Here is a 26,517-nt window from a genome sequence, read left to right as displayed (position 1 = left end):
CGGCGGGGCTCCGCCTCACCGTATCCCGTGGGCGGCCCCGACGTCGGCGTGTCGCCTCGGCACCACCGACCGGTGTCACCGGATGTTCACCGACGTCACATCGACCTGAGCGGACGTGATCACCCCGACAGGAGTACCCTCGGACAACGGCGCGCGAGATCGCACCGGCGAGGACGTCGTACTCGCCACCCGCGCCGTTCACGTCGAGTCCGAGGAGGTGAGGACGCAGATGAGTAGTGGCGATAGTCCGCTTCCTAGTCCGGCCGGCGTCCCCACTGACGGGCTTCGAGCACCGAATCCGCGGTAGGCGATCCTTTCCGTTCGCCGCGATCCACCGCGCCCGTTCCCGCCCTCAGCCGGGGCCGCTGGCACGTGCCTGTCGTCATCGATCCACGACGTCACAGCCAGGAGGCTTCCCATGCCCGCACTCCCCTCCCTCGGCAGCCTGCGCGGTCGCGCGAGTGGCCGGGTCTCCGGCCGCGTGTCCCGTGAGGCGCGCCGACAGAGCAACGGTGTCGTCACGCCGTCCGAGTACGTCGTCGACTGCGGTGTCTACATCGCCGGCGTCCGACAGCCCGGCGAGTGGTCGCACGCCGACGCCATCGCCGAGGTCCGGGCGCGCGGCGAGGGGTTCGTGTGGATCGGTCTGCACGAGCCCACTGAGGAGCAGATCCAAGGCATCGCCGACACCTTCGGATTGCACGAACTCGCCGTCGAGGACGCCGTCCACGCCCACCAGCGCCCGAAGCTCGAACGCTACGACGACACGCTGTTCATGGTGTTCCGCACCGTCCGGTATGTCGAGCACGACTCGCCCACCACGGCCAACGAGATCGTCGAGTCGGGCGAGCTCATGGCGTTCCTCGGGTCCGACTTCATCATCACCGTCCGACACGGCAACCACGCCGGACTGACCCATCTGCGCCGCGAGCTCGACGCCGACCCGGAACGGCTGATGTACGGTCCCGCCTCGGTGCTGCACGCGATCGCCGACCACGTCGTCGACCACTTCCTCAACGTCACCGAACGCATCGAGGACGACATCGACGAGATGGAGACCGAGGTGTTCGCGCCGCGCACCCGGGTGACGTCCGAGCAGATCTACCTCTTCAAGCGCGAGGTGCTCGAACTGCGCAGGGCGGTGCTGCCGCTGGCGACGCCGCTGCGCCGCCTCGCCGAGGGCTACACCCGGATGATCCCCGAAGAGGTTCGCTCCTACTTCCGCAACGTGCACGACCACGTGATCACGGTGTCCGACCGCGTCGCGGCGTTCGACGAACTGCTGACGACCCTGGTCGACGCCACGCTGGGCAAGATCACACTCCAGCTCAACTCCGACATGCGCAAGATCACCTCGTGGGCGGCGATCATCGCGGTGCCCACGGCCATCGCCGGCATCTACGGCATGAACTTCGAGTACATGCCCGAGGTGCAACTGCGCTACGGCTACCCGGCCGTCATCGTCGTGATCCTCGTGATCTGCTTCGTGCTCTACCGCATCTTCCGCAAGAAGAAATGGCTCTGACGCGGCCTCGCCCGCCGCTCGCCTCCTCCTGCTTCCTCCCCGCTCGACGAAAGGAGTGAGTCATGTCCCGGATGCTCACCAACCTCAAGTTCTGGGCCTTCACCGTCGCGGTGATCTGGGTCGTCGTCGTCACCGCGATCATCGCCACGAACCCCGACCTGGCCAGGGGCGCGGGATAATCGGGGCCATGTCCCTGCCGAGCGCCCGACGTCTCGGCGGCGAGCCCACGACGGACGCGCCGCCGCGGGTCCTCGCCGTGTCCGACGAAGTCGACGAGGCGTTGTGGAACGGCTGCGGCAGGCCGGTGTCCGTGGACTTGATCCTCGCCGCGGGTGACCTTCCGTTCGACTACCTCGACTTCCTCGCGAGTACGTTCGACCGGCCGCTGGTGTTCGTTCCCGGCAACCACGACCCCGACTTGCGCGGGTTCGACGTCCGCAACGGGTTGTCGCTGCGCGCGGGTTTCCCCTCCCGCTGGCCCGGCCCGCCCGGAGGCGTCAACGCCGACGGCCGGGTGGTCGAGGTGGCGGGGCTGCGCATCGCGGGCCTCGGCGGGTCACCTCGGTACAACCACGGCCCCAATCAGTGGAGCGAACGCGCCCAGGCTCGGCGCGCCCGCAGACTGGTACGGCGGGCGCGCGGACCCGTGGACGTACTCCTCACGCACGCGCCACCTCGGGGCGTCGGCGACCGCGACGACCTTCCCCACCGCGGGTTCGAGTGTCTGCACCAGGTGGTGCACCGCCTGCGACCCCGGTGGCTGCTGCACGGCCATGTCCACCCCTACGGCCAGTCGACTCCCGACCGGCATCTCGGCGACACGCGGGTCCGCAACGTCGTCGGGGCGCACGTCTTCGGGCTCGGCCGACCGACACCGACGGAGGCACCGTGAGACACAGCTCAGGCTCTCCCCGGGTCGACGCCGAACACGACTTCCTCCGCGCTCGGCGTCGTCAGGTCCTGTCGCGGCTCGCCGCCTGGCTGCGCCGCGAACCCGACGACGTCAACATCACGCTGCCCTTCGACGAGGTCGTCGACGCGCTGGGACGCGCGGGCGAACGGCGGATCGGGCTGAAGGTGATCAGCCTGGAGTCCATCGTGGGCAGCGTCGACCGCGGCCGGGACTTCGACCGCCGCTTCCGACCCACGTCCGCGCGGGTCCGGCAGCGCTGGGAACGGCTCGCTCAAGCGAGTCGTCGGGGTGAGCACATCCCGCCCATCGACGTGTACCGGGTCGGCGACCTGCACTTCGTGATCGACGGCCACCACCGCGTCTCGGTGGCCTACGCGCTCGGTCTGACATCGATCGAGGCCAACGTCGTCCTCGTGCGGACCAAGCTGGACCCGAGCGGCATCCGACACCGCGGCGACCTCATCGTGAAGGGCTACCGGCGGTTGTTCCTGGAACGGGTTCCGCTGCGGGGCGAGGCCCGCGCCGCCGTGGTGATGACCGACCCCGAGAACTACGCCCAGCTCGGCGAGCACGTCGAGGCGTGGGGTTTCCGGCTGATGCAGGACGAGGGAACGCTGCTCGACCGGACCACCGTGGCGCAGCGCTGGTACACCGAGGAGTACCGGCCGGTGGTGCAGATGTTGCACCAAGCCGACCTGGTCGGCGACCGGACCGAGGCCGAGGCGTACCTGTGGGTCGCGTGCGAGCGGTACCGGCTCATCCGGACCCATCGCTGGGACGACGAGGTCATCCAGGCCGTCCGCGAACGCCACTTCTGACACGCCGAACGGCGCGAACACGACGACGGGCCGCGACCGGGAACGACGCTGGTCCCGACCGCGGCCCGTGCCGCGTCACTCAGCCCTCGTAGGTGAGGTTCTTGCCCGTCGACGGGTCGAACAGGTGGATCTTCTCCACGTCGAACCACAACTGCGTCCGCTCGCCCTCACGCGCCGCCGACGATGCCGCCAGCCGCGCCACGATGGAGGAACCCGCACCCGGCACGTCCGCAGAACCGGCGTCCGCGGCGATCTCGGCGAGTTCGGCGCTCTGCGCCAGCTCCGCCTCCACCGTGAAGTAGGCGTACTTCTCGGAGCCCATCGACTCCAGCACGTCCACGGTCGCGTCGAACGTGACGCCACCCTGACGCTGCGCGTCGTCGAGCAGTGCGGCGTCCTCGAAGCTCTCCGGACGCACACCCATGATCACGTCACGGGGCGCACCGGCCTGCTCCGCCAGCCGACGCAGCCGGTCGGGCAACTGCACCGCACCCAGCGCGCTGTTCAACGCGCCGTTCTCCAGCGTCGCGGGCACGAAGTTCATCGACGGCGAGCCGATGAACCCGGCCACGAACAGGTTGGCGGGGTTGTCGTACAGGAACTGCGGCGCGCCGATCTGCTGGACGACGCCGCTGCGCAGCACCACGACCCGGTCGCCGAGCGTCATGGCCTCGGTCTGGTCGTGGGTCACGTAGATGGTCGTGGTGCCCAGTTGCTTCTGCAGCTTCGACACCGACGTGCGCATCTGGCCACGCAGCTTGGCGTCCAGGTTGGACAGCGGCTCGTCCATGAGGAACGCCTTGGGGTTACGGACGATCGCCCGGCCCATGGCGACACGCTGCCGCTGACCACCGGAGAGGTTGGACGGCTTGCGGTCGAGGTGCTGGGTCAGGTCCAGGACCGCCGCGGCCTCCTCCACCTTCCGCTTCACCGTCGCGTCGTCCACCTTGGCCAGTCGCAGCGGGAACGCCATGTTCTCCCGCACGCTCATGTGGGGGTACAGCGCGTAGGACTGGAACACCATGGCGATGTCCCGATCCTTCGGCGACTTCTCGTTGGCGCGCTGCCCGTCGATGCGCAGCTCACCGGAGGAGATGTCCTCCAGCCCCGCGATCATGTTGAGCGCGGTCGACTTCCCACACCCCGACGGACCGACGAGGATGATGAACTCCCCGTCCTTGATGTGGATGTCCATCTCCGACACGGCGAGGGCTCCGTCGGGATACCGCTTGGTCACCTTGTCGAGCACGATCTCAGCCATTGCCTACCCCTTCACCGCACCGGAGGTCAGCCCCGCGACGATACGCCGCTGGAAGAACAACACGAACAGAATGATCGGAATGGTGATCACCACGGCTGCCGCCGAGATCGTTCCGGTCGGGTCCTCGAACTGCGAGGCACCCGTGAAGAACGACAGCGCGGCGGGCACCGTCCGCGACGCCTCGGTGGACGTCAGCGAGATGGCGAACAGGAAGTCGTTCCAGCAGAAGATGAACACCAGGATCGCCGAGGTGAACACACCGGGCGCGGCCAGCGGCGCGATCACCTTGCGGAAGGCCTGTGCCGGCGTGGCGCCGTCCATCTTCGCCGCCTTCTCCAGCTCCCAGGGGATCTCCCGGAAGAACGCCGACAGCGTGTAGATCGCCAACGGCAGCGCGAAGGTGATGTACGGCAGGATCAGCCCCGGCCACGTGTCGAACAACCCGAGCTCCCGCTCGATGTTGAACAACGGCGTCACCAGCGAGATCTGCGGGAACATCGCGATCAGCAGCGACACCCCGATCAACAGCTTCTTGCCGGGGAAGTCCAGCCTCGCCACCGCGTAGGCCGCCATCATGCCGAGCACCACCGCGATCAGCGTCGCGATGATCGCGATGCCGATCGAGTTGATCAACGGCCGGATGAACTCGTTGGTCGCGAAGATCTCGCGGTAGTTGTCGAGTGTCCACTCACGCGGGATGAAGTTGCCGTCCGCGAGGGTCTCCTTCGTCTTGAACGACAGGGAGACGATCCACAGCACCGGCACCAGCGCGTACACCACGACGATGATGTCGATCAGCGCCCACCGCGCCTTGCGCGCAGTGGTGACCGTAGACGCAACCATCAGCGCTTCCCCTCCTGGTCACTGCCCGGCGCCGCCGTCCCGAACACCTTGACGAAGATGAACGCGATGATCGCCACGGCGATGAAGATCAACACGGCCATCGTGGAGCCGATACCGAGGTTCAGCCCCTTCATCAGGTTGTTGTAGGTCTGCATCGACACCGACGAGGTGTCGTTCGCTCCGCCCGTCAGCACGAAGATGTTGTCGAACACGCGGAAGGCGTCGAGGGTGCGGAACAGCAACGCCACGAGGATCGCCGGCTTCATCACCGGCAGCATCACCTTCGTGAACCGCTGCCACGCGTTGGCACCGTCCATCGAGGCGGCCTTCAGCAGGTCGTCCGGCACGAGCGCCAGACCCGCCATGAGCAGCAGCGCCATGAACGGCGTCGTCTTCCACACCTCGGCGAGGACGATGATGCCCAGCGACGTCAACCCCTCGGTCAACGGCGCCCCGTCGGGTGCGAGCGCGTTGGCGAGGTACCCCGTACCGGGCGTCCAGGCGTAGTACCACGAGAACGCGGCGACCACGGTGACGATGCCGTACGGGATCAGACTGACCGTGCGGACGAGCCCACGACCGACCAACGTCCGGTGCATGACCAGCGCCAGCGCCATGCCGAGCACGAACTCGACCGCCACCGACACGACGGTGATCAACATCGTGACACCGAACGCCGTCCACCAGTACGAGTTGGTGAGCACCGCGGCGTAGTTGTCGAACCAGACGAACTCCCGCTCGTCCGGGAACCGCAGGTCGTAGCGCTGCAACGACAACCACACCGAGTAGAGGATCGGATAGCCGGTCACGGCCAGCATCACGATCGCGGCCGGAGCCACCAGCAGCAGTCCGAGCTTGCGCTCGGCCCGCTTGCCCTCACTCATCGGGGCTTTACCCCGCTTCCCGCCCGTGCCGACCCCGGCCGCGGTCGCGGCCTCGGTCGCAGGGACGGACGCCGTGTCACTCATGGGATCACGCCCTTCGAGCTGAGCGCCTCGTCGAGCTGGTCACGCAACCGCTGCGCGGTGGCCTGCGGGTCGATCGCCGACGGCGGCGACAAGAGCTTCGCCATCACGATGGACAGGTTCTGGTACGCCGGCGTCAACGGACGCACCGCCGCGTTCTTGAGCTGGTCCCGAATCGCGTCCTTCATCGGGTACTTCTGTTCCATGGTCGGGTTCGTCTCCGCGTCCGCGGGCTTACCCGGGTCGAGCGGCTCGGGGTCGTTGTAGACCGACTCGACCGTCGGCGGGACACCGTCCATGAGCGCGGAGAACTTCTGGTGCTCGGGACTGCGCAGGCACAGCGCAGCCTCGAACGCCTCGTCCTTGTGCTCGGACGAGGAGTTGACCGCCAGGTTGTAGCCACCGATCGTGCTGCGACCGGTACCGGGCTCGCCCACACCCGGGTACGGCGCCCACTTGATGTGCTGCAACTCGTCGGGCTTCTCCGCCGCGTACGAGGCGTAGACGAACGGCCAGTTGAGCTGGAAGGCGCCGCGCCCCTGCTGGAACGCCAGCCGGACCTCGTCCTCCTTCTGGTTGGTCAGCGACGGGTCGGTGAGGCCGGTGGAGCTGACCTCCTTGAGGATCTCCAACCCACGCATCGCACCCTCGTCGATGACCACGCTCTGGCCGTCCTCGGACACGATGCGTCCGCCCGCCGACTCCGAGATGGAGTTGTAGACGACGACGAGACCCTCGTACTGGGCGCCGGTGAACAGAATCTGGTGCGGCTTGCCCTGCTCACGCAGCGAGCGCGACATCTCGATCATCTCGTCCCACGTGCGCGGAGGCTCGGGGGTGATGCGCTCGTCGTACCAGAGCAACTGCACGTTGGTGTTCTTGGGCGCGGCGTACAACTTGCCGTCCCACTCCGCCGTCGCCAGCGGCCCGGGAAGCACGTCGGCCTCGGCCTCGGCCTTGTACTCGCCGGTCCACTCCTCGATCCACTTGGCCTCGGCGAACTCCGGCACCCAGGTCACGTCGAGCCCGAGGACGTCCATGGACGTGTCCCCGGCCGCGAGCCTTCGCACCATCTGTTCGCGTTGACCGTCGGCGTCCCGAGGCAGCTTGTTGTAGACGATCTCGTAGCGTCCGCCTGCCTGCTTGTTGCAGTCGTCCACGACGGCCTGGAAGTTGTCCTCCGGCGCGTAGTAGACGTTGATCTGCATCCCGTCGCTCGACCCGCACGCGGCGAGCATCGACCCGGTCACTGCGGTGGCACCGAGTAGCGCCGTAACACGACCAGGTGAGCGTCGGAGTCGCCGCCGCGCAGCGACCTTCGCCATGAGTCTCCTCCCCACCGCACGCACGGAGGGCGAGAGCAGCTCCCAGCCACACCGGCGTGCACGGACTTCGATGTCACAGGGTCAGAAACGGCCTGTGACCGGTGCCATAAATCTAGGCTCGGCCACGACGACGCGCAAGTACAGACAGTAACGACTGTTACCTAGATCGAAGACATTGTTCCATCAGCCGTGTGAACCCATGGCCTGCCGCGCAAGCAGATCGCGACCTTTCTCGGCCGTTCGTGGCTGGCACAGAACGTCGTAACGACCGGCGACGAGCTGGCTCGACGACGAGAAGTCGCGCCGACCGCGGGTGAACGCGTACCCCATCGCGGCGGACGCCGCACCGAACACCACACCGGCGACCAGACCGACGAGCAGCGGCAGGAACGAGAACCCGGTCGTGGTGTCGAACAGGCTCAGCAGCACACCGATGAACGCACCGAACCAGGCACCCGACGCCGCGCCGGTGCCCAACACCTTCGCCCACGACAGCTTGCCGAGGACCCGCTCGACGAGCATGAGGTCCACACCGACGATGGTGACGTCCTGGACCTCGAACTCCTTGTCCGCGAGGTAGTCCACCGCCCGCTGCGCCTCCTCGTACGTGGAGTACGAGCCGATCGGCCAACCGGACGGCGGCGTGGGGAGCCGCGGCGCCCTCTGCGCCTGTGGACCCGACGAGAAGGGACCGGTCACGATCATCACCTGTGCTCTGCTCTGTTGCGCTCGCCGTCTACCCGGGCGGGTGGTGCCCATGATCTCACGCTTCGTGTACCCGCAAAACCGGGTGAACTGGACACCGCTCGCCGCTGTTCAGGACCGGGTGGCGTCACGGGGCCGTGGCGGCACGGCGTCCTCGACCACCGAGCGTCGCGTCGCGTCACGCTTGGCCGACTCGTCGAGGAACCGCAGCAGCTCCACGGGGAACGGCAGGACCAGGGTCGAGTTCTTCTCGGCCGCCACCTCCACCACCGTCTCCAGCAGGCGCAACTGCAACGCCGCGGGAGTGTCGGCCATCGTGGCCGCGGCCTGCGCGAGCTTCTCCGACGCCTGCAACTCGCCCTCCGCCGAGATCACCCGACCTCGGCGCTCCCGCTCGGCCTCCGCCTGCCTCGACATCGCCCGCTTCATGGACTCCGGCAACGCCACGTCCTTGATCTCCACCCGATCGATGTGGATACCCCAGCTCGCCGCCGGGCTGTCGATCATGAGTTCGAGCCCCTCGTTCAACCGCTCCCGGTGGGACAGCAGGTCGTCGAGGTTGCTCTCACCGATGGTGCGCCGCAGGCTCGCCTGCGCCACCTGCAACATCGCGAACCGGTAGTTCTCCACCCCGACGATCGCCTGCACCGGATCGACGACCCGGAAGTACACGACCGCGTCGACGCGCACCGTGACGTTGTCGCGGGTGATGCCGTCCTGCGCGGGCACCGGCAGCGTCACGACCTGCATGTTGACCTTGTGCATGCGTTCGACGCCCGGGATGATCAGCGCCAGCCCGGGTTCTCGGGGAAGTCTGGCCACGCGCCCGAACCGGAACACGAGACCGCGCTCGTACTGTCTGACGACCCGCACCGACGACGCCGCCAGAACCAGCAGCGCCAGACCGATGACGACGCAGACGAGAAGCACCGTTGCCATGACCGTCGCCCCGCTTTCCGCGAGGTCACGCCGTCGGCCGCAGGTGCACACAGTCGACGACGCGGCCTCGACCACCGTCGACGTGTGATCCATGTTACTCCGAGCCGTCCTCGGAGTGGGACCAGCGCGGACACAGCCACCGGAGCTTGACTACCGACACGTAGCATGAGGGAAGCAACGCAACTCATCAGCGACGAGAAGGTCGGTGCCGCAGCAGTGACCACCACCCAGGAGACCCCCAGCGTCGACGACGTGCGCACGGCACTGAACGCCGTGTACGACCCGGAGATCCGCAAGCCGATCACCGAGTTGGGCATGGTCAAGGACATCTCGGTCGGCGACGACGGACTCGTCACGGTCGCCGTCTACCTCACGGTGGCAGGCTGTCCGCTCAAGGACACCATCATGCGCGACACCACGGAGGCCGTCTCCAAGCTCCCCGGCGTGAAGAACGTGCGGGTGGAGCTCGACGTGATGAGCGACGAGCAGCGCACCGAACTGCGCAAGAAGCTGCGCGGCGACGTCGAGGAGCCGGTGATCCCCTTCGCCCAGCCCGGATCGCTGACCCGCGTGTACTGCGTGGCCTCCGGCAAGGGCGGGGTCGGCAAGTCCAGCGTCACGGTGAACCTCGCCGCCGCCATGGCGCGCAAGGGCCTGTCCGTGGGCGTGGTCGACGCCGACATCTACGGCCACTCGATCCCGCGCATGCTCGGCGCGAGCGACAAGCCCACCAAGGTCGAGAAGATGATCATGCCGCCGCAGGCGCACGGCGTGAAGGTCATCTCCATCGGCATGTTCACCCCCGGCAACACCCCGGTCGTGTGGCGCGGCCCGATGCTGCACCGCGCGTTGCAGCAGTTCCTCGCCGACGTGTTCTGGGGCGACCTCGACATCCTGCTGCTCGACCTGCCGCCCGGCACGGGCGACATCGCGATCTCCGTCGCGCAGCTCATCCCGAACGCCGAGATCCTCGTCGTGACGACGCCGCAGCAGGCCGCCGCCGAGGTCGCCGAGCGCGCGGGCGCCATCGCGTTGCAGACCCGGCAGCGTGTCGCCGGGGTCATCGAGAACATGTCCTGGTTCGAGACGCCGGACGGCGCACGGATGGAGATCTTCGGCTCGGGTGGGGGCAAAGCGGTCGCGGAGTCGCTGTCCAAGTCCGTCGGCGCCGAGGTGCCGCTGCTCGGTCAGGTTCCACTCGACCCGAAGCTTCGGGAGCAGGGTGACGCCGGAACGCCGATCGTGCTCGCCGAGCCCGACGCCGCGGCGAGCCAGGTGCTCACGGCTGCGGCCGAGAAACTGTCCGTCCGGGCTCGGGGCCTGGCGGGCATGATGCTGAACGTCACACCGGCGGGTCGCTGACTTTCGTCGCTCGGCTCCGACGCCGCCGCAGGTCAGGTGGCGTCGGGGTCGACCGGCGGCTTCTCCCCCGCCTTCAGTGGCTCGACCTGGTGCGGCGTGGTCGCGGGACCGGTGGGCGACGACGTGCCGTTGCCGTTCACCGGGCCGGTGCCGTTGATGTTGTTGAGCCCGAGCGGGTCAGGGTCGCCGTCGAAGAGATGCTGGCGCACGACGTGCTTCGGGTCGAGGTTGCGGAGGTTGCGCAGGTCCTCGATGGGCTTGCGGAATTCCTCGAAGTCCGTGCCGACCTCGTCGCGCAGTTGCTGCCGAGCACCGGTGGCGAAGTCCCTGATCTTGCGCACGGTCCGGCCGAGCCACGCCGCGGCTTCCGGCAGCCGCTCCGGCCCGAGGATGAACAGGCCGGCGACGATCAGTACCAGGATCTCACCCCAGCCAATGTTCTCGAACACGCGACCAACCTCCGCCTCGAATGCACGATGCGGTGAAAGCCTACCCCGTCAGTCCGAGCCCAAGGTGACCTCGACGGTGAGCTGACGGCCGTCGCGCACCACGCGGACGGGCACCGATTCGCCGATCTTGTGCTGGCGCACCGCCACGGTCAGCTCCGCCGCATTGCGCACGCGCCGGTCGCCGAGCTTGACCACGACGTCGCCCTCGGCGATGCCCGCCTTGGCAGCGGGACCGCCCGGTTCGACGTTACGGATCTGCGCGCCCTGCGACGTGTTCGCCGACACCGACGCCGCGTTGACCCCCAGCGACGCGTGCTTGACGCTGCCGTCGCGCACCAGCGCCTCGCTGATCTCGATGGCCTGGTTGACGGGGATGGCGAAGCCCAGGCCGATGCTGCCGCCCTCTCCCGCGCTGCCTGCGGTGCGGATCATCGAGTTGATGCCCACGAGCGCGCCGGTGGAGTCGACCAGCGCACCACCCGAGTTGCCCGGGTTGATCGCGGCGTCGGTCTGGATGGCGTCGTAGGTCACCGGCGGGTCGCCGTTCTCCCCCGGCGCGGTGACGGGGCGGTTTAACGCGCTCACGATGCCCTCGGTGACGGTGTTCTCCAGGCCGAAGGGCGAGCCGATGGCCATGACCCGATCGCCGGGGGCGAGCGCGTCGGAGTCGCCGATCTCGATCACGACCGGGTTCTCGACGTTGACCTTCACCACGGCGAGGTCGGTCTTGGGGTCCGAGCCGACGATCGCGCCCTCGACCCGGGTGCCGTCGGTGAACACGACCGTGAGCTTCGCCTCGTCGGACCGCGCCGCGTGCGACACCACGTGGTGGTTGGTGAGGATGTAGCCCGCGGCGTCGATGACCACGCCCGAGCCCACTCCCCCGGTCTGTCCGGCCTCCACCTCGATGGACACGACGGCGGGAGACACCTTCTGCGCGATCGCGGCGACCGAACCCGGCGGCCGTTCCTTGGCCGCCTCGGCCTCCGCGATGTTCAACTCGCCGGTCAGCGTGTCCCCGGCCGTGGCGATACCCCAGCCCACGGCTCCGCCCGCCGCGCCGACGAGCAACGCGATGACCCCCAGCAGCGCCAACGCCGTCGGCTTGACCCGCCGCCCGAACAGCAACTCGGGCAGACTCAGCAAGGGGCCGGTCGGCCGTTCGACGGTGGTGTCGGTCTGATCGGTGCCCCGAAGCGCGGGCTGGCCCAACACGGCGGGTGAGCCCGGATCGCGCCAGGGGTCGTCGTCGCCGGTCCAGAGCGGGTCCTCGACATCGGTCGTCGACTCGGTCGACTCCTCAGTGGGGCGTTGCAGCACCACGCCCTCGTCGCCGGGCTGGCGGCCGAACGCCTCGGCGAGCGACGGCGGAGGTGGCGCCGCGCGCACCGGCTGTGGGCGGGGTTCGGTGTCTGGAGAGTGCAGCAGGTCGAACGAGCCGTCGACACCCCTGGGCCTGCCGAACGTCGCCGCCATCGCCGGGTCCACCGGCGGGCGCGCGATCGGGCGCGGCCGGAGCCGTTGTTCCCCGGACTCCTCCTGCTTCGACGTGGCTCGCTCGCTCATTCTTCCCCGGTTGGACTGCGGTGCTCACTGAGATCGCTCGGCGTGTGACCCTACGCCAAGCCTCCCACAGAGATGGTGCCCGCGGTCCGGTGAACTCAGCGTGGGACACCCGTCGGCGCGGTGACGACGTCGGAGATCGTGGAGGTGGTCGGAACGGCGCTCTCCGGGGACGTGGAGATGCTGCCGTCGGTGGGGGTGGTGGAGGAAGGGGTCGGTTCGGTCCAGGACAGCGACGTCACCGTGGTGGTGGCTGCCGTGGTGGCGTACGCGGTGGCGGGGGTGTCGTGGTGACTGCCCATCTTCGCGGCGGGCAGCACTCCCGTCGGCGGGGTGCCGGTGGACTCCGGATCGGCCTCGACGGAGCCACCGTCGCCACCGGTGGTGGCCACGAGCGCAAGCGCGCCGAGAACGAGCCCCGACACCACCACTCCGGCGCCCTGTCCGGCACGCCGACCGCGTCCGCCGAAGAGGCGAGGACCGCTACCCAACACGGTGGGCGACGTCCCGAGCGGCGCCGAGGTCCCGAGCGCCCCCGGCGGGAGTCCGTCTCGCAGACCCGCCACGCGATCGGGGCGTTGGACCGCCATGACCTGTCCGTCGGAGCCCACGGCGAGCTGGTCGGGTGAGTTCGGCAGATCGACGGTCTGCGGGATCTCCCGCAGGCTGGCCAGGAACCCGGCCGAGATGCTGGGTGTGCGCGCCTGGCGCACCGCGGCACTGGCGGAACGCTGTGCCGCCACCTCGGCGGCGCACCGGGGACAGTGGGCCAGGTGCGCGGCAGCGCGCTCCTGAGCGGCGAGTGACAACTCCTGATCCACGAACGCCACCACGGCGTCGGGAAGAAGGTGGGACTCGGCCATCCCCCATCCCTTGCCAACCGTCATACCGTTGCCTCCTGTTTGAGCGCACGACGACGCTCCAGCGAAGACTTCAGAGCTTGCCGGCCCCGGTGGATCCGGCTGCGGACCGTCCCGAGCTTAACGCCGAGCGTGGCACCGATCTCCTCGTAGGACAATCCCTCGACGTCACAGAGCACCACGGCGGCCCGGAACTCCGGCGGCAACTCGTCCAGCGCGGCCTGGAGATCCGGGTCGAGGTGCGTGTCGGAGTACACCTGCTCCGGGCTCGGGTCGTCACCGACGATGCGGTCGGTGTCCTCCGGCAGGTTCTCCATGCGCACCCTGGCCCGACGGCGGGCCATGTCCAGGAACAAGTTGGTGGTGATGCGGTGCAACCAGCCCTCGAACGTCCCGGGCTTGTACGACGCGAGCGACCGGAAGACTCGGATGAACGTCTCCTGCGTGAGGTCCTCGGCGTCGTGCGCGTTACCGGTCAGCCGGTACGCGAGCCGGTACACCCGGTCTGCATGTTGCCGAACGACCTCGTCCCAGGTCGGCGGCGTCCACGTGACTTCGTCGTCCACCAGAACCGGAGCGGTCTGCGTGCTGTCCTTCGGCAGCTGAGGCACCTCCATCGGCCCGTCCCCTTCACTACTCCACCCAACGCGGCGGGTTCGACGGGAGTTCCCGTCTTTGGTCCCCCAGTGTTACCCGCTTTCCTGTGGTTGTAGTGAAGTCCGTCTGAGAGCATCCTGAGAAACCCGGCCGCCCTGCTCCACACCATCACCATCAAGGCCCTGACCAGCGACAACGTTGAAATCGCCGGGCAATCGAGCGTCGATCCACCTCACCTCGACCACACATCGACCCGGCCGAGGACCCGTCGTCGGCCACCATGCGGTAGGAGACGAACGGCACCTTAGGTGCCTGTACTGGCCGTGACGACCCAGGGCTGCGCGCTAACCTCTGGCGCGTGAACTCCGAGACGCACATCACCGGTTGGGTTGATCTCGGTGAATTCATCGAGGCCTACCTCCCCGAGGACGACGTGCTCGCGGGGGCACGCCTCCGAGCGGAACAGCTCGGCAGCCCACCGGTGTCGTGCGCCGCGGGTGCGACCCTCAGCTTCCTCGCCGCGTCGGTTCAGGCCAGGGCCGTGGTCGAGATCGGCACCGGAGCCGGAGTGAGCGGCCTGTACCTACTACGGGGGATGACCCCCGACGGCGTACTGACGTCCATCGACATCGAGCCGGAGTTCCACCGCAGCGCCCGCCGCTCGTTCCTGGAGGCGGGCTACCCGCCCAGCCGGACCCGCCTCATCATGGGCCGGGCACTCGACGTGCTCTCGCGACTGACCACCGGCGGCTACGACCTCGTTTTCGCCGACGCCGCCCGCGTCGAGTACCCGGGATACTTCGACCTGGGCGTGCAGCTCCTGCGTCCGGGAGGCGTGATCGCGTTCCACAACGTGCTCGCCGCGGGGCGGATCGCCGACCCCGCTCGCAGGGAGCCGGAGTTGCTGGCGCTGCGCGACGTGGCCCGCGCGATCCGGGAGGACACCCGACTCGTCCCCACCATGCTTCCGATGGGCAACGGACTCCTGGTCGCCGCCATGACCACCACGACCTGATCCCCCGCACGTCGCCCCGTTCATCTCAGACACCTGTGCCCGACCGGGCGCTGACTTCGTCTCGGCCTCACCACCCGATCGTAGCGCGACATCGAACATCTGTTCGACACCCGATCCGGTGACGCTCAGCCGTCCGACCGGGGCCGCGCGAGCAGCAACACACCCGCCGCCGCGCACGCCAGCCACACCGCAACCGTCATCACCAGCCAGTTCCAGCCGAAGCGCCCGAAGACGACGGCGCCGACGGTCCCACCGACGCTGCTCCCGACGTAGTACGCCAGCGTGTAAAGCCCCGAGGCCGACGCCCGAGCCCGGCCGGGCGCCTCGGCGGCCGCCCAGGCGTTGGCGACGGCGTGAGCTGCGAAGAATCCCCCGGTGAAGACCACGAACCCGGCGACGACCACGACGAGCGAGTCCGCCGTCGTGAGTGCGGCGCCGACCGCGGTCAGCGCGAGCCCGCCGAGCACGCACCGCAGCCTGCCGAACCGGGCGACGAACTTCCCCGCGGTCACCGAGGACACCGAGCCCATGGCGTAACAGAGGAAGACGAGCGAGGCGATCGCCGGACTCAGGTTCAGCGGCTCACCGGTGAGCCGGAAACCCGCCGCGTTGTAGAGGGCGACGAACGAACCCATCGCCAACAACGCCACGCCGTACTGGGCCCACAGGACCGGCGTCCGCAGCCCCTGACCGAAGCCGCCGAGCACCGTCCGGAGGCGGGCACCGACCGGGTCCGCGCGCCGCGGTGCCTGTCGCACCCCGGGCAGCGTGGCCACCGCGACCACCGCACACACCAACGCGACGCCGCCCACGACGGCGAGAGCGCCGTGCCAGCCGAGCCACTCGGTCGCCCCGCCGGAGGCCAGCCGACCGAGCATGCCTCCCACCGTGTTCCCGGCGATCATGGCTCCGACGGCACCCGCGACTCCCGCCGGTCCGAGCACCTCGGCGAGATACGCGGAGGCAACGCCGGGGAACCCGGCGATCGCGACGCCCTGGAGCACCCGGAGCACGAGCAGCACCTCGTACGAGGGCGCGAACGGCAGCAACAGCCCCAGCACCGCCGACGCGAGCACCGAGGCGACGATGACCGGCCGTTTCCCGACGATCTCCGACAGCACGGCGAGGGGAACGACGGCTGCCGCGAGACCGCCCGTGCCCGCCGACACCGCCAACGATGCCGCACCGGGGTCGAGCCCGAACTCGGCCGCGAGCTGCGGCAACAGCGGCTGGGGCGCGTAGAGCAGGGAGAACGCACAGATGCCCGCGGCAGCCACGGCGATGGTGACCCGCCGGGCACTCACGGTCCGTTCGGCCGACTCGCTCGCGCTGGTGGTCACGTGAGTCAACGGTAAGCGGCGCTAACCAATGCGTCCAATATCAGAATGAGGCAGCATTCATACGGTGACGGATGAATACGACGCTCGACTCGTCATGGAGCTGGCTCCGGCGGCCACCCTGCTGCGGGCACTGCGGCGCACCGGCAACCTGACGCGGGCCTCGACGGAGCTCGGCGTTCCCCAGCCCACCGCCAGCCGCCGCCTCGCCGCTCTCGGGGCCACCGTGGGCGCTCCGCTGACCGTCCCCGACGGACGTGGCATCCGACTGACGCGAGCCGGACGACTCCTGGCCGACGCGGCGGATTCCGCCCTCGACGTCCTCGAACGCGGAATCCGTCGGGTGCGGGAGGAGATCGACCCGGAGAGCGGTCACGTCGTGCTGGGCTTCCTGCACCTGCTCGGCCGCTCGCTCGTGCCCGGCCTGCTCCGCGACTTCCGGGCCGACCATCCGCGGACGCGGTTCAGTCTCGTGCAGGGTTCTCGGCAGAGCATCGTCGAACGGCTGGTCTCCGGCGACCTCGACCTGGCCCTGGTCGCTCCCCCGCCCACCGAACCGGTACTGGAGTCGGTCGTGCTCACCGAGCAGGAGCTGTTCGTCGCCGTGCCGGAGGACCACCGGCTGGCCACCAGGGCGAACGTGGCGATGACGGACCTCGCCGACGAGGTGTTCGTCATGCTCGAACACGGCTACGGCCTGCGCCAGATCACCGACGACCTCTGCGCCGCGGCGGGGTTCACGCCGACCGTCGCGTTCGAGGGACAGGAGTCGGACACGGTCCGAGGACTGGTCGCCGCAGGGCTCGGGGTCGCGTTGCTCCCGGCGTTCGAACCCGCCTCCCCGACGGGAGTCGTCGAGATCCCGCTCGCACCACGGGTGACACGGGAGATCGGACTGGCGTGGCCGTCGGGGCGTCCGCTGCCACCTGCGGTGGCGACGTTCCAGGAGTTCGTCCGCCGACGGGCCGACGCCTCCTGAGACGGCTTCCGGCCTCAGCGACCGTAGGAGGCCACGAACTCCACGAGCGTCCGCGCGCCGAAACCGGTTCCTCCGGCCACGACCTCGTCGTAGGTGCCCTCGGCGCGGGCCGGGCCCGCGATGTCGAGGTGCGCCCACGGCAGGCCCTCGGTGAACTCGCGGAGGAACAACGCCGCCGTGATCCCGCCCGGCCCCGGCGGGCACTGGCGGACGTCCGCGAGGTCGGCGCGCACGGCGTCGGCGTGTTCCTCGGACAGCGGCATGCGCCACCAGCGCTCACCGACCGCCTCACCCGCCGCGCGGAGGCTGTCGGCGAGGGCGTCGTCGGTGGCGAACAGACCACCGGTCCGCAGCCCCAGGGCCACCTTCATGGCCCCCGTCAGCGTGGCGACGTCGACCACCACGTCGGGTCGGTAGGTCTCGATCCCGTACGCCAGCGCGTCGGCCAGCACCATGCGTCCCTCGGCGTCGGTGTTCTCCACCTGCGTGGTGCGGCCACCGTAGTGGCGGACCACGTCACCCGGGCGGTACGACGACCCCGACACGTGGTTCTCGGCGGCGGACACGAGTCCGGTGACCCGCACGTCGAGCTTCAACGCGGCGATCGCACGAACCGCGGCGATGACGGCGCCACCGCCGGACATGTCGGTGCGCATGAGGTGCATGCCCGCTGCGGGCTTCAGCGACAGCCCACCGCTGTCGAACGTGATGCCCTTGCCGACGAGGAGCACGTGCGCGGTGGCTTTCCGCGGGCGGTATTCGAGCTCGACGAGCCTCGGCGGATTGGTCGAACCACCGCCGACCGCCAGAATGCCACCGAACCGACGCTCGGCCAGCCACGCCTCGTCGCGCACCGTGACGGACAGATTGGGCACGTCGGCGACCTGCTCGGCGGTCCGTGCGAGCCAGTCCGGCGACTTGACGTTGGACGGCGTGTTGGCCAGGTCGCGAGCCAGCGCGGTGGCCTTGGCGAGTTCCTCGGCCCGCCGCACCTCGGCCGCGTACTCGTCCACGGCCTCGCCCTCGGAGACGAGCAACCGCACCGTCCGTACCCGGGTCGGCTCGTCCGACGAGGTCACGCGGTAGCGGTAGCCGCCGAGGAGAAGGCCGGTCGCGAACGCGGCGTAGTCCGCAGCGCCGGCCGACTCGGGCAACCGGACCTGCACGGTCAACGGTGGACGACCGCCCGAGTCGGCTTCCGCGTCCGCGTAGGAGTGCGCGGCGCGCACGAACGCCGCGCCCGCCGCACGGAAGTGCCGGGGATCGCCGCCCTCGCCGACCCCGACGACCCACTGGGGACCGTCGGTCTCGCCGAGTAGCCGGACCTCACCCTCCTTGCCGGTGAAGGTCGTCTCGGCGGGCACGTCGGCAGGTACCGCCCCCTCGGTGGCGACCAGCGCCTCGGGGGCCTTGCGCCTTGCACGATCGGCCACCTCCACGTCGATCAACCGCGAGGGGACTGACGGAAGCGGCGAACGCGCCATACGATCTCCAGGCACTACGAATCAGGCCGAGCCGTCACCGCCCGGCTCAACTGGACAGAAGGCTTCGGCTGGTGGCCCAGGCTTTCAGCTCGTGGCCTCTTGAAGGGCCGTACCAAGGTCCTTGGCCTCCTCAGCCGTCAGTTCGACGACGAGACGCCCACCGCCCTCCAGCGGTACGCGCATCACGAGGCCCCGCCCCTCCTTGGTCACTTCGAGGGGACCATCTCCGGTCCGGGGCTTCATGGCCGCCATAGCGTGCTCCCTCCGTCTGAACCAGCGCGCCCGGTTCGCGCTCGTCAAAGCAACCGGGTCGTGACCATTGTCCCTCATGAGGAGTCGGCCGCGAACGTGGACCGATCTTAGCGGCGTCGGATCGTTGCTGGTATGCGCGCCGCAGGCCTGTCAGACTCGCCCATCGAGGACGACAACGGAGGACACGGTGACCGCACACGAGAGCACGGAGACCGCCACGGGCGAGACGTCCGAGGTGCTGCTGACGACCGACACCGACGGGGTGCGCACGCTGACGTTCAACCGACCCAAGGCGTACAACTCGCTGACCGTCGAACTGAAGGAACGCCTGCTCACGGCCCTGCGTGAGGCCGCGGAGGACGACACCGTGCGGGCGGTCGTGCTCACCGGGGCAGGCAAGGCCTTCTGCGCGGGACAGGACCTGAAGGAGCACGTCGCGACCCTGCGCTCGGACATCGACAACCCGCTGGCGACCGTGGCAGAGCACTACAACCCGATCGTGACCGCCCTCGTGGAGCTGCCGAAGCCCGTGATCGCGGCGGTCAACGGCTCGGCCGCGGGCGCGGGAGCCGCCCTGGCCTACGCCTGCGACCTGCGGATCGCGAGCACGTCCGCGAGCTTCTCGATGGCGTTCGCGGGAGTGGGACTCGGCCCGGACTCGGGGGCGTCGTGGACGCTGCAACGGCTGGTGGGCGCGGGCCGGGCCGTCGAGCTGATGCTGCTCGGACGCAAGGTCGACAGTGACGAGGCCCTGCGGATCGGCCTGGTCGGCGAGGTGGTGCCGGACGACGAGCTCGCCGCGCGCGCCCACGCCGTCGCCGCGCGGCTCGCCGCCGGACCGACCCGCGCGTACGCGAAGATCAAGAGCACGGTCGCCCACGCCGCGCAGAGTTCCCTGGCCGAGGCGCTGGCCGCCGAGGAGGCCGCGCAGACCGAGCTGGGAGCCACCGCCGACCACCGGGAGGCGGTGGAGGCGTTCGTGGAGAAGCGCCGTCCGACGTTCACGGGGAAGTAGGTCACCGGGCCGGGTGGGCTGTTCTCCGCAGGTCAAGCGGCGCGGAAGCAGCCCACCACGTGGTCGTCGACCATGCCGGTCGCCTGCATGAGGGCGTAGCAGGTGGTCGGTCCGACGAAGGCGAAGCCGCGCTTCTTCAACGCTTTGGCCATCGCCACCGACTCCCGCGTCGTGGCGGGCACGTTCGCCATGGTGGCCGGGCGTGGGCGGTCGCCGTCCGGGGCGAACGACCACAGCAGCTCGCCGAGCGGGCGGTCGAGCGCCGTGACGGCGCGCGCGTTGGTGATCGTCGCGAGGATCTTTGCCCGGTTACGGACGATACCCGCGTCGGAGAGCAGCCGCGCGACGTCGGCGTCGGAGAACGCGGCGACGCGATCGGGGTCGAAGCCCGCGAACGCCGCGCGGAAGGCCTCCCGCTTGCGCAGGATCGTCAGCCACGACAGCCCCGACTGGAAGGCCTCCAGCGACAGCCGCTCGAACAGCTCCACGTCACCGCGCAGCGGCACACCCCACTCGTGGTCGTGGTACGCCGCGTAGTCGACGGCGGTGTTGCCCCACGCGCAGCGTGCGACGCCGTCGGCCCCGACGAGGTCCACGCTCATCCCCCCACCTCGTAGTTCTCCGCGAACTCGGCGAACGTTCTCATCGACCGGCGCAGCGCCGCCGCGAACGCCGGTTTCACCAGCACCCACCCGATCGTGCCCACCGGGCCGAACGGCGCCGTGAACTCCTCCGCCCACACGAACACGCACCGCGTCGCCCCCTTGGCCTGCACGTGGAACGTCCCGGTGCCGCGCACCACCTTGCCGAGGTGCCGCACCGTGCAGCGCACGGGCGGTTCCCAGTTGGTGATCTCCATCGTGTCCGTGACACCGAGTCCACCCACCCCGGTGAACGCCTCGATCCGCGAGCCGACGCTGCGCCCGTTGCCCGACACGACCCGCACGGTGGTGCCGGGAATCCACTCGCGCTGCCGTTCCCAGTCGGTCAGCGCGAGCCACGTCGTGCCCGCGGGCGCGGCCACCTCCACCGACACGGCGAGGTCACTCACGACGTGCCTCACCGCCGACGCGGTCACGCTCCAGCTCGGCGACGCGGGCACGCAGCAGGTCGATCTCCGTGCCGAGTCGCGACATCACCCAGTCGACCTCCGACATCTTGTAGCCGCGCACGACGACCTGGAACTTGACGTCGGCGACGTCAGCGCCCGTGAGGTCGTCGGCGGGCAGCCGGGTGGGTGAGCTCCCGGGTTCGAGCGGAGCCAGTTCCTCGCCCCTGCCGAAGACCAGCGAGGCCAGCAGGAACACCACGGCCGCCACCAGCAGCATCACGAGGAGGTAGATCAGGGCGGTGGTCACACCACGATCGTGACACACGCGCGCGGCAGCCGTGTGCTTCGGCAGCCACCCCTCCGGCGACGCCGACCGGCGTGCCATCCTGGACGACGATCACCATCGGGAGGGACCGTGTTGCAACTGCTGATCCGTGGTGCTCTCGCACCGTTGACCCGTTTCGTCTACCGCCCGCAGGTCGAGGGCGTGGAGAACGTTCCGACGTCGGGTCCGGTGCTGTTCGCTCCCAACCACAGGTCGGCGATCGACACGGCGGTCCTCGCCCTGGTGTCCCCCCGCCCGGTGCGCTTCCTCGGCAAGGCGGAGTACTTCTCCGGCCGCGGGCTGAAGGGCCGCGCGCTGGCCGCGTTCCTCACCGCGCTCGGGTACGTGCCGGTGGAGCGCGGCAACGCGATGGCCGGGCTCGCCGCCCTCGGCGCTGCTCGCGAGGTGCTGGAGGCCGGGGAGACGTTCGCGATCTACCCCGAGGGCACCCGGTCGCTGGACGGACGCCTGCACCGCGGTCACACCGGGGTCGGCAGCCTCGCGTTGGAGACCGGCGCCACGGTGGTCCCCGTGGCGCTCAGCGGCACCGAACGGCTGTTGCCGGTGGGCAAGAAGGTCCCCCGGTTCGCCAAGGTGACGGTGCGCTTCGGGGAACCGCTCGACTTCTCCCGCTACGAGGGGCTGGGCTCCTCACCGGCGATCCGACGCGCGGTGACCGACGAGATCATGTACTCGATCATGGAGCTGTCCGGGTTGGAGTACGTGGACCGCTACCACCGGCGCCCCTCCGAGAATCAGGCCGACGCCGCCTGACGCTGTCGCCGTCAGCCCGCCCACTTGTCGACGGGCGTGTAGGTGTGGCGGGCGAACGCGTCGAGCAGCTTCTCCGGGTCGTCGGAGACCGTGATGAGATCCCGGCTCGACTCCCCCAGGAAGCCTTCGACCACCATGTGGTCGAGGAACTCCGCCATCTTCGAGTAGTAGCCGAGGACGTCCAGCAGGCCGAGGGGTTTGGCGTGCAGACCGAGCTGCGCCCACGTCCACACCTCGAACAACTCCTCCATCGTGCCCGCGCCGCCGGGCAGGGCCACGAAGGCGTCGGAGAGCCGAGCCATCGTGGCTTTGCGCTCGTGCATGTCGGCCACGACGTGCAGCTTCGTGAGGCCGTGGTGGGCGATCTCGGCCCGCATGAGGTGCTTCGGGATGACCCCGACGACCTCGCCGCCCGCCTGCAACGCGGCGTCGGCGACGACACCCATCAGGCCCACCTGGCCACCGCCGTAGACGACACCGATGCCTCGCTCGGCGAGCAGCGTGCCGACCTCGGCGGCCGCGGCCGCGTAGCGCGGGTCCTTCCCCGACGACGAGCCGCAGAAGACGCAGATGCGCTGCACTAGTGCGTGTCCTCCCATGCCTTGTAGGCCTCCTGCACCACGCCGACGGCGTCGTCGATGTCGTCGGTGACGTGCAGCAACGCCATGTCCCGTTCGTTGATCTTGCCCTCGGCGAGGACTGTGTTGCGCACCCAGTCGTACAGGCCGCCCCAGTACGACGAGCCGAACAGCACCACGGGGAACTTGGTGACCTTCTTGGTCTGCACCAGCGTGAGCGCCTCGAACAGCTCGTCGAGCGTGCCGAACCCGCCCGGCAGACAGATGAACGCCTGCGAGTACTTGACGAACATCGTCTTGCGCGCGAAGAAGTACCGGAAGTTCACCCCGAGGTCGACCCACGGGTTGAGGCCCTGCTCGAACGGCAGCTCGATGCCGAGCCCGATCGACAGGCCACCCGCCTCGGAGGCCCCACGGTTGACGGCTTCCATCGCGCCGGGGCCGCCACCGGTGATGGCGGCGAAGCCCGCGTTGGCCAGCGCGGCACCGATCTGCCTGCCGACCTGGTACTCGGGGTGATCGCGGGGCGTGCGGGCCGAACCGAACACCGTGACCGCACGCGGCACCTCGGCCAGCGCACCGAACCCCTCGACGAACTCGGCCTGGATCCGCAGCACCCGCCACGGGTCCGTGTGCACCCAGTCGCTCGGCCCACGGGAATCCAGCAGCCGCTGGTCGGTGGTCGAGTCGTCGGACTTCCTGCCCCGGCGGAGCACGACGGGGCCCCGTCGGTGCTCGGACGGGCCGTCGTCGTCGTTCGTGATGTTGCGCGTCACCTCGGTCACAGCGATCAGCGTAGAGTCATCCGCCCAGCAACGTACGGAGAACCTCGGTGACCCTGCGGATGTCGGCGGTCCGGACGTGTTCCTGCTGCGTGTGGGCGAGAGTGGGGTCGCCGGGCCCGAAGTTGACGGCGGGCATGCCGAGCGCGGCGAACCGAGCGACGTCGGTCCACCCGAGCTTGGCCGCGACCTGGCCTCCGGCGGCCCGCACCAGCTCGGCGGTCGCCGGAGTCGACAGTCCGGGCAGCGCACCGGGCGAGCGGTCGACCACCGTGAGCTCGTAGCCGTCGAACACCTCCCGCACGTGCTGCTCCGCCTGTTCGGGCGTGCGGTCGGGCGCGAAGCGGTGGTTGACCGCGAGCACGGCCTCGTCGGGCACCACGTTGCCCGCCACACCGCCGCGGACCTGCACCGCCTGCAGTCCCTCCCGGTAGGTGAGGCCGTCGATGTCCACGGTCCGCGCCTCGTACTCCGCCAGTCGCCGCAGCGGCTCGGCCAGGGCGTGGACGGCGTTGACGCCCATCCAGCCCCGCGCCGTGTGGGCGCGCACGCCGGTGAGCTTCAGCTCCACCCGCAGCGTGCCCTGACAACCGGCCTCGACGACGGCGTTGGACGGTTCACCCACCACGGCGAGGTCGCCGCGCAGCCACTCGGGCTGGTCCCGCTCGATGCGGCCGAGACCGTTGCGGCCCGCCTCGACCTCCTCGCAGTCGTAGAACACGTAGGTCACGTCGTGCCGCGGCTCGGCGAGGGTGGCCGCGAGGTGCAGGAACACCGCGTCGCCACCCTTCATGTCGACGCTGCCGAGCCCGTGCAGCACCTCGTCCTCGCCCGATCCGGTGCGACGGCCGGGCAGGTTGTCGTTGACGGGCACGGTGTCGAGGTGACCGGCGAACACGATGCGCTCGGAGCGGCCCAGGTTCGTGCGGGCCAGCACCGTGTTGCCGTTGCGCGCAACCTCCAGGTGCGGCGCCTGCTCGCGCAGGGCGGTCTCCACCGCGTCGGCGATGGTCGCCTCGTCACCGGAGACGCTGGGGATGTCGACGAGAGCGGCGGTCAGGTCGACGGGGTCGGAACGCAGATCGAGCGAGGGCATGCCCGCACCGTAACCCCACCTGCGTACCGTAAGGCCGTGCGTACCCGTGCCTGTGTCGTTCTCCTCACCACCGCAGTGCTCGCACTGACGGGCTGCTCCCGCGAAGCCGGACCGTCTCCCAAGGGCTCACCGGACCCGGGTCCCGGCGCACTCGCGACGAAGATCCGCGCGTTGCAGGCCGACGACTGCCACCGCGCGCCCACCGAGGTGCGCGCGCCCTCGTGCGAGAAGTTCGTCACCCAGTTGTCGAACGTGCCGGGCACCGCCCGCAAGTACGCGGCCGACCACCCGAGGCTGGCGGAGGCGGCCGAACGTCTCGACTCCACCGTGCGCGCCTACCGCAACAACGACTGCGCTGGTGGCGGCGACGCCGACGTCTGCGCCGCGACGCTCACCGACATGGCCTCGGCGCTCTCGGACGTCCACACCGAACTCTCCACCCTGCCCGACGTCACCGGCTGATCGAGGGCGCCGCGGGTTACCGTAACCAGCGTGAGCACACCTACCCCGAATCCCGAAACGACCGGCGCGACCGGTGTCGGCCTGGCGACCGTCACGACCGACGGCACGGTGCTCGACACCTGGTTCCCGCAGCCGAAGCTCATCGACGCGAGCGCGTCCACGACCGGCGGCACCGAGCGACTCTCGCCGGAGCAGGCCACCGAACTCCTCGGCACCGAGGCCACCGAACTTCTCGGCACCGACGACGCGCGCGGGGTGGAGGTCGTGGCGGTGCGAACCACCATCGCCTCGCTGGCGGAGGCTCCCGCCGACGCGCACGACGTGTACCTGCGCCTGCACCTGCTGTCCCACCGGCTGGTGCGCCCGCACGGACAGAACCTCGACGGCGTCTTCGGTCACCTGGCCAACGTGGTGTGGACCAACCACGGCCCGTGCCCGGTGGAAGGCTTCGAGGCCACGCGCCTGCGCCTGCGCGCCCGCGGTCCCGTCACCGTGTACAGCATCGACAAGTTCCCCCGCATGGTCGACTACGTGACCCCCAGCGGTGTGCGGATCGGTGACGCCGACCGCGTCCGGCTCGGCGCTCACCTGGCCAGCGGCACCACCGTGATGCACGAGGGCTTCGTGAACTTCAACGCGGGCACGCTCGGAGCGTCCATGGTGGAGGGCCGCATCTCGGCCGGTGTCGTGGTCGGCGACGGCACCGACGTCGGCGGCGGCGCGTCCATCATGGGAACGCTGTCGGGCGGCGGCAAGGAGGTCATCTCGCTGGGTGAGCGCTGCCTCATCGGTGCCAACGGCGGCGTGGGCATCTCGCTCGGCGACGACTCCGTGGTCGAGGCCGGTCTCTACGTCACCGCGGGCACGAAGGTGACGTTCCAGGGCCGCACGGTGAAGGCCCGCGAGCTGTCGGGCATCTCCGGCGCCCTGTTCCGCCGCAACTCCGCCACCGGTCAGGTGGAGGCTGTGGAACGCACCGGGGCGGGCGTGGAACTCAACGCCGCCCTGCACGCCAACGACTGACGGCCAGGCGAGCAACGACCGAGACCGGGCCGGGGACTTCGGTCCGGTCTCGCGTCGTTTCGTGGTGTCGGAGACCGCGGTGCGGTCCGGGGTGACCGCGCTGCTTCGGGGCGGAAGATGCACTCCGTCGACGCCGGTTCCGACGTCGTCCGCCCGCCTTCTCACCGGTACACGAGCGGAAATCTGGCCCCCTTCATGGCGTGCTACCACACGGTAAGT

Annotated in this window: 29 protein-coding genes; 10 read left to right on the top strand and 19 right to left on the bottom strand. The window is 69.6% G+C overall.

Features of this window, described 5'->3' with window-relative positions; translation table 11 throughout:
* The first annotated feature begins 418 nt into the window (after positions 1-418).
* The 3 genes from corA (at position 419) to JAV51_RS15215 (ending at position 3,256) form a co-directional block, all read left to right on the top strand.
* Entirely contained in the window at positions 419-1,525 is a 1,107-nt protein-coding gene (corA, locus tag JAV51_RS15225; protein WP_197321388.1) for a magnesium/cobalt transporter CorA, read from the top strand.
* Positions 1,526-1,712: 187 nt separating this feature from the next.
* On the top strand, positions 1,713-2,417 hold the full coding sequence (locus tag JAV51_RS15220) for a metallophosphoesterase (RefSeq protein WP_197321387.1): 705 nt from the start codon (positions 1,713-1,715) through the stop codon (positions 2,415-2,417).
* On the top strand, positions 2,414-3,256 hold the full coding sequence (locus JAV51_RS15215; protein WP_197321386.1) for a ParB N-terminal domain-containing protein: 843 nt from the start codon (positions 2,414-2,416) through the stop codon (positions 3,254-3,256). The genes JAV51_RS15220 and JAV51_RS15215 overlap by 4 nt, the downstream gene beginning before the upstream one ends.
* A gap of 79 nt (positions 3,257-3,335) precedes the next feature.
* Here the strand turns inward: JAV51_RS15215 and JAV51_RS15210 are convergent, their stop codons facing one another.
* From JAV51_RS15210 to JAV51_RS15185, 6 genes are all read right to left on the bottom strand, one after another.
* A complete protein-coding gene (locus JAV51_RS15210; RefSeq protein ID WP_197321385.1) occupies positions 3,336-4,517 on the bottom strand; it encodes an ABC transporter ATP-binding protein in 1,182 nt (393 codons plus the stop codon).
* A gap of 3 nt (positions 4,518-4,520) precedes the next feature.
* Positions 4,521-5,360: a carbohydrate ABC transporter permease gene (locus JAV51_RS15205; protein ID WP_197321384.1), complete on the bottom strand. Its 840-nt coding sequence runs from the start codon at positions 5,358-5,360 to the stop codon at positions 4,521-4,523.
* Positions 5,360-6,328 carry a carbohydrate ABC transporter permease gene (locus tag JAV51_RS15200; protein ID WP_304611090.1) on the bottom strand — a complete coding sequence of 323 codons (969 nt, stop codon included), beginning with the start codon at positions 6,326-6,328 and terminating at the stop codon, positions 5,360-5,362. Before JAV51_RS15200 ends, JAV51_RS15205 begins: the two co-directional genes overlap by 1 nt.
* A complete protein-coding gene (locus JAV51_RS15195) occupies positions 6,325-7,650 on the bottom strand; it encodes an ABC transporter substrate-binding protein (RefSeq protein WP_197321382.1) in 1,326 nt (441 codons plus the stop codon). Before JAV51_RS15195 ends, JAV51_RS15200 begins: the two co-directional genes overlap by 4 nt.
* A gap of 183 nt (positions 7,651-7,833) precedes the next feature.
* The gene (locus JAV51_RS15190) at positions 7,834-8,355 is read right to left on the bottom strand and encodes a general stress protein (RefSeq protein ID WP_197321459.1); all 522 of its coding nucleotides are present in this window, start codon (positions 8,353-8,355) and stop codon (positions 7,834-7,836) included.
* 111 nt (positions 8,356-8,466) lie between these two features.
* Positions 8,467-9,294: a slipin family protein gene (locus tag JAV51_RS15185; protein ID WP_197321381.1), complete on the bottom strand. Its 828-nt coding sequence runs from the start codon at positions 9,292-9,294 to the stop codon at positions 8,467-8,469.
* Between the two features lie 216 nt (positions 9,295-9,510).
* Between JAV51_RS15185 and JAV51_RS15180 the strand changes: the two genes are divergently transcribed.
* Positions 9,511-10,656: an Mrp/NBP35 family ATP-binding protein gene (locus JAV51_RS15180; RefSeq protein WP_197321458.1), complete on the top strand. Its 1,146-nt coding sequence runs from the start codon at positions 9,511-9,513 to the stop codon at positions 10,654-10,656.
* A 32-nt stretch (positions 10,657-10,688) separates the two neighbouring features.
* Here the strand turns inward: JAV51_RS15180 and tatB are convergent, their stop codons facing one another.
* From tatB to sigE, 4 genes are all read right to left on the bottom strand, one after another.
* Positions 10,689-11,105 (bottom strand): Sec-independent protein translocase protein TatB, encoded by a 417-nt coding sequence (gene tatB / locus JAV51_RS15175; protein ID WP_197321380.1) that lies wholly within the window; start codon positions 11,103-11,105, stop codon positions 10,689-10,691.
* A 48-nt stretch (positions 11,106-11,153) separates the two neighbouring features.
* Complete coding sequence (locus JAV51_RS15170; protein ID WP_197321379.1) at positions 11,154-12,671, bottom strand: S1C family serine protease; 1,518 nt, start codon at positions 12,669-12,671, stop codon at positions 11,154-11,156.
* Positions 12,672-12,766: 95 nt separating this feature from the next.
* Positions 12,767-13,555: an anti-sigma factor gene (locus JAV51_RS15165; RefSeq protein ID WP_197321378.1), complete on the bottom strand. Its 789-nt coding sequence runs from the start codon at positions 13,553-13,555 to the stop codon at positions 12,767-12,769.
* Positions 13,552-14,145: an RNA polymerase sigma factor SigE gene (gene sigE / locus JAV51_RS15160; protein WP_197321377.1), complete on the bottom strand. Its 594-nt coding sequence runs from the start codon at positions 14,143-14,145 to the stop codon at positions 13,552-13,554. Before sigE ends, JAV51_RS15165 begins: the two co-directional genes overlap by 4 nt.
* Positions 14,146-14,483: 338 nt before the next feature.
* Between sigE and JAV51_RS15155 the strand changes: the two genes are divergently transcribed.
* Complete coding sequence (locus JAV51_RS15155) at positions 14,484-15,140, top strand: O-methyltransferase (RefSeq protein ID WP_197321376.1); 657 nt, start codon at positions 14,484-14,486, stop codon at positions 15,138-15,140.
* Positions 15,141-15,265: 125 nt separating this feature from the next.
* Here JAV51_RS15155 and JAV51_RS15150 read toward each other — a convergent pair whose 3' ends face one another.
* Positions 15,266-16,480 carry an MFS transporter gene (locus tag JAV51_RS15150; RefSeq protein WP_307845895.1) on the bottom strand — a complete coding sequence of 405 codons (1,215 nt, stop codon included), beginning with the start codon at positions 16,478-16,480 and terminating at the stop codon, positions 15,266-15,268.
* Positions 16,481-16,574: 94 nt separating this feature from the next.
* Here JAV51_RS15150 and JAV51_RS15145 point away from each other — a divergent pair, with 94 nt between their 5' ends.
* Complete coding sequence (locus JAV51_RS15145; protein WP_197321456.1) at positions 16,575-17,456, top strand: LysR family transcriptional regulator; 882 nt, start codon at positions 16,575-16,577, stop codon at positions 17,454-17,456.
* Between the two features lie 14 nt (positions 17,457-17,470).
* Here JAV51_RS15145 and JAV51_RS15140 read toward each other — a convergent pair whose 3' ends face one another.
* Together JAV51_RS15140 and JAV51_RS15135 are read right to left on the bottom strand one after the other, a co-directional pair.
* Positions 17,471-18,940: a M17 family metallopeptidase gene (locus tag JAV51_RS15140; protein WP_197321375.1), complete on the bottom strand. Its 1,470-nt coding sequence runs from the start codon at positions 18,938-18,940 to the stop codon at positions 17,471-17,473.
* A gap of 84 nt (positions 18,941-19,024) precedes the next feature.
* Complete coding sequence (locus tag JAV51_RS15135) at positions 19,025-19,192, bottom strand: DUF3117 domain-containing protein (protein WP_197321374.1); 168 nt, start codon at positions 19,190-19,192, stop codon at positions 19,025-19,027.
* Positions 19,193-19,379: 187 nt separating this feature from the next.
* On the opposite strand from JAV51_RS15135, the gene JAV51_RS15130 reads away from it, so the two are divergent.
* Positions 19,380-20,207, top strand: coding sequence for an enoyl-CoA hydratase-related protein (locus JAV51_RS15130; RefSeq protein ID WP_307845894.1), 828 nt, complete (start codon positions 19,380-19,382; stop codon positions 20,205-20,207).
* Positions 20,208-20,239: 32 nt separating this feature from the next.
* Here JAV51_RS15130 and JAV51_RS15125 read toward each other — a convergent pair whose 3' ends face one another.
* The 3 genes from JAV51_RS15125 to JAV51_RS15115 are packed head-to-tail and all read right to left on the bottom strand — an operon-like array spanning position 20,240 to position 21,565.
* Entirely contained in the window at positions 20,240-20,809 is a 570-nt protein-coding gene (locus tag JAV51_RS15125; RefSeq protein WP_197321373.1) for a DNA-3-methyladenine glycosylase I, read from the bottom strand.
* Positions 20,806-21,258, bottom strand: a complete 453-nt coding sequence (locus JAV51_RS15120; RefSeq protein WP_197321372.1) for an SRPBCC family protein — start codon at positions 21,256-21,258, stop codon at positions 20,806-20,808. The genes JAV51_RS15125 and JAV51_RS15120 overlap by 4 nt, the downstream gene beginning before the upstream one ends.
* Complete coding sequence (locus tag JAV51_RS15115) at positions 21,251-21,565, bottom strand: DivIVA domain-containing protein (RefSeq protein ID WP_197321371.1); 315 nt, start codon at positions 21,563-21,565, stop codon at positions 21,251-21,253. Before JAV51_RS15115 ends, JAV51_RS15120 begins: the two co-directional genes overlap by 8 nt.
* Positions 21,566-21,673: 108 nt before the next feature.
* Here JAV51_RS15115 and JAV51_RS15110 point away from each other — a divergent pair, with 108 nt between their 5' ends.
* Positions 21,674-22,357 carry a 1-acyl-sn-glycerol-3-phosphate acyltransferase gene (locus JAV51_RS15110; protein ID WP_197321370.1) on the top strand — a complete coding sequence of 228 codons (684 nt, stop codon included), beginning with the start codon at positions 21,674-21,676 and terminating at the stop codon, positions 22,355-22,357.
* 11 nt (positions 22,358-22,368) lie between these two features.
* Here the strand turns inward: JAV51_RS15110 and JAV51_RS15105 are convergent, their stop codons facing one another.
* From JAV51_RS15105 to dapE, 3 genes are read right to left on the bottom strand one after another with little or no spacing between them, the layout of a single operon-like run.
* Positions 22,369-22,956 (bottom strand): TIGR00730 family Rossman fold protein, encoded by a 588-nt coding sequence (locus tag JAV51_RS15105; protein ID WP_197321369.1) that lies wholly within the window; start codon positions 22,954-22,956, stop codon positions 22,369-22,371.
* A complete protein-coding gene (locus tag JAV51_RS15100) occupies positions 22,938-23,720 on the bottom strand; it encodes a TIGR00730 family Rossman fold protein (protein WP_197321368.1) in 783 nt (260 codons plus the stop codon). Before JAV51_RS15100 ends, JAV51_RS15105 begins: the two co-directional genes overlap by 19 nt.
* Before the next feature lie 16 nt (positions 23,721-23,736).
* Positions 23,737-24,813: a succinyl-diaminopimelate desuccinylase gene (gene dapE, locus JAV51_RS15095; RefSeq protein WP_197321367.1), complete on the bottom strand. Its 1,077-nt coding sequence runs from the start codon at positions 24,811-24,813 to the stop codon at positions 23,737-23,739.
* A 36-nt stretch (positions 24,814-24,849) separates the two neighbouring features.
* Here dapE and JAV51_RS15090 point away from each other — a divergent pair, with 36 nt between their 5' ends.
* Both JAV51_RS15090 and dapD read left to right on the top strand, forming a co-directional pair.
* The gene (locus JAV51_RS15090; RefSeq protein WP_197321366.1) at positions 24,850-25,275 is read left to right on the top strand and encodes a hypothetical protein; all 426 of its coding nucleotides are present in this window, start codon (positions 24,850-24,852) and stop codon (positions 25,273-25,275) included.
* A gap of 30 nt (positions 25,276-25,305) precedes the next feature.
* The gene (gene dapD, locus JAV51_RS15085) at positions 25,306-26,298 is read left to right on the top strand and encodes a 2,3,4,5-tetrahydropyridine-2,6-dicarboxylate N-succinyltransferase (protein WP_197321365.1); all 993 of its coding nucleotides are present in this window, start codon (positions 25,306-25,308) and stop codon (positions 26,296-26,298) included.
* Positions 26,299-26,517: the final 219 nt, after the last annotated feature.

The organism is Saccharomonospora sp. NB11 (assembly GCF_015910535.1).
Classification (GTDB): Bacteria; Actinomycetota; Actinomycetes; order Mycobacteriales; family Pseudonocardiaceae; genus Saccharomonospora.
Note: the sequence above shows the minus strand (reverse complement) of the source record. Positions and strands in the feature narration are given on the sequence as shown.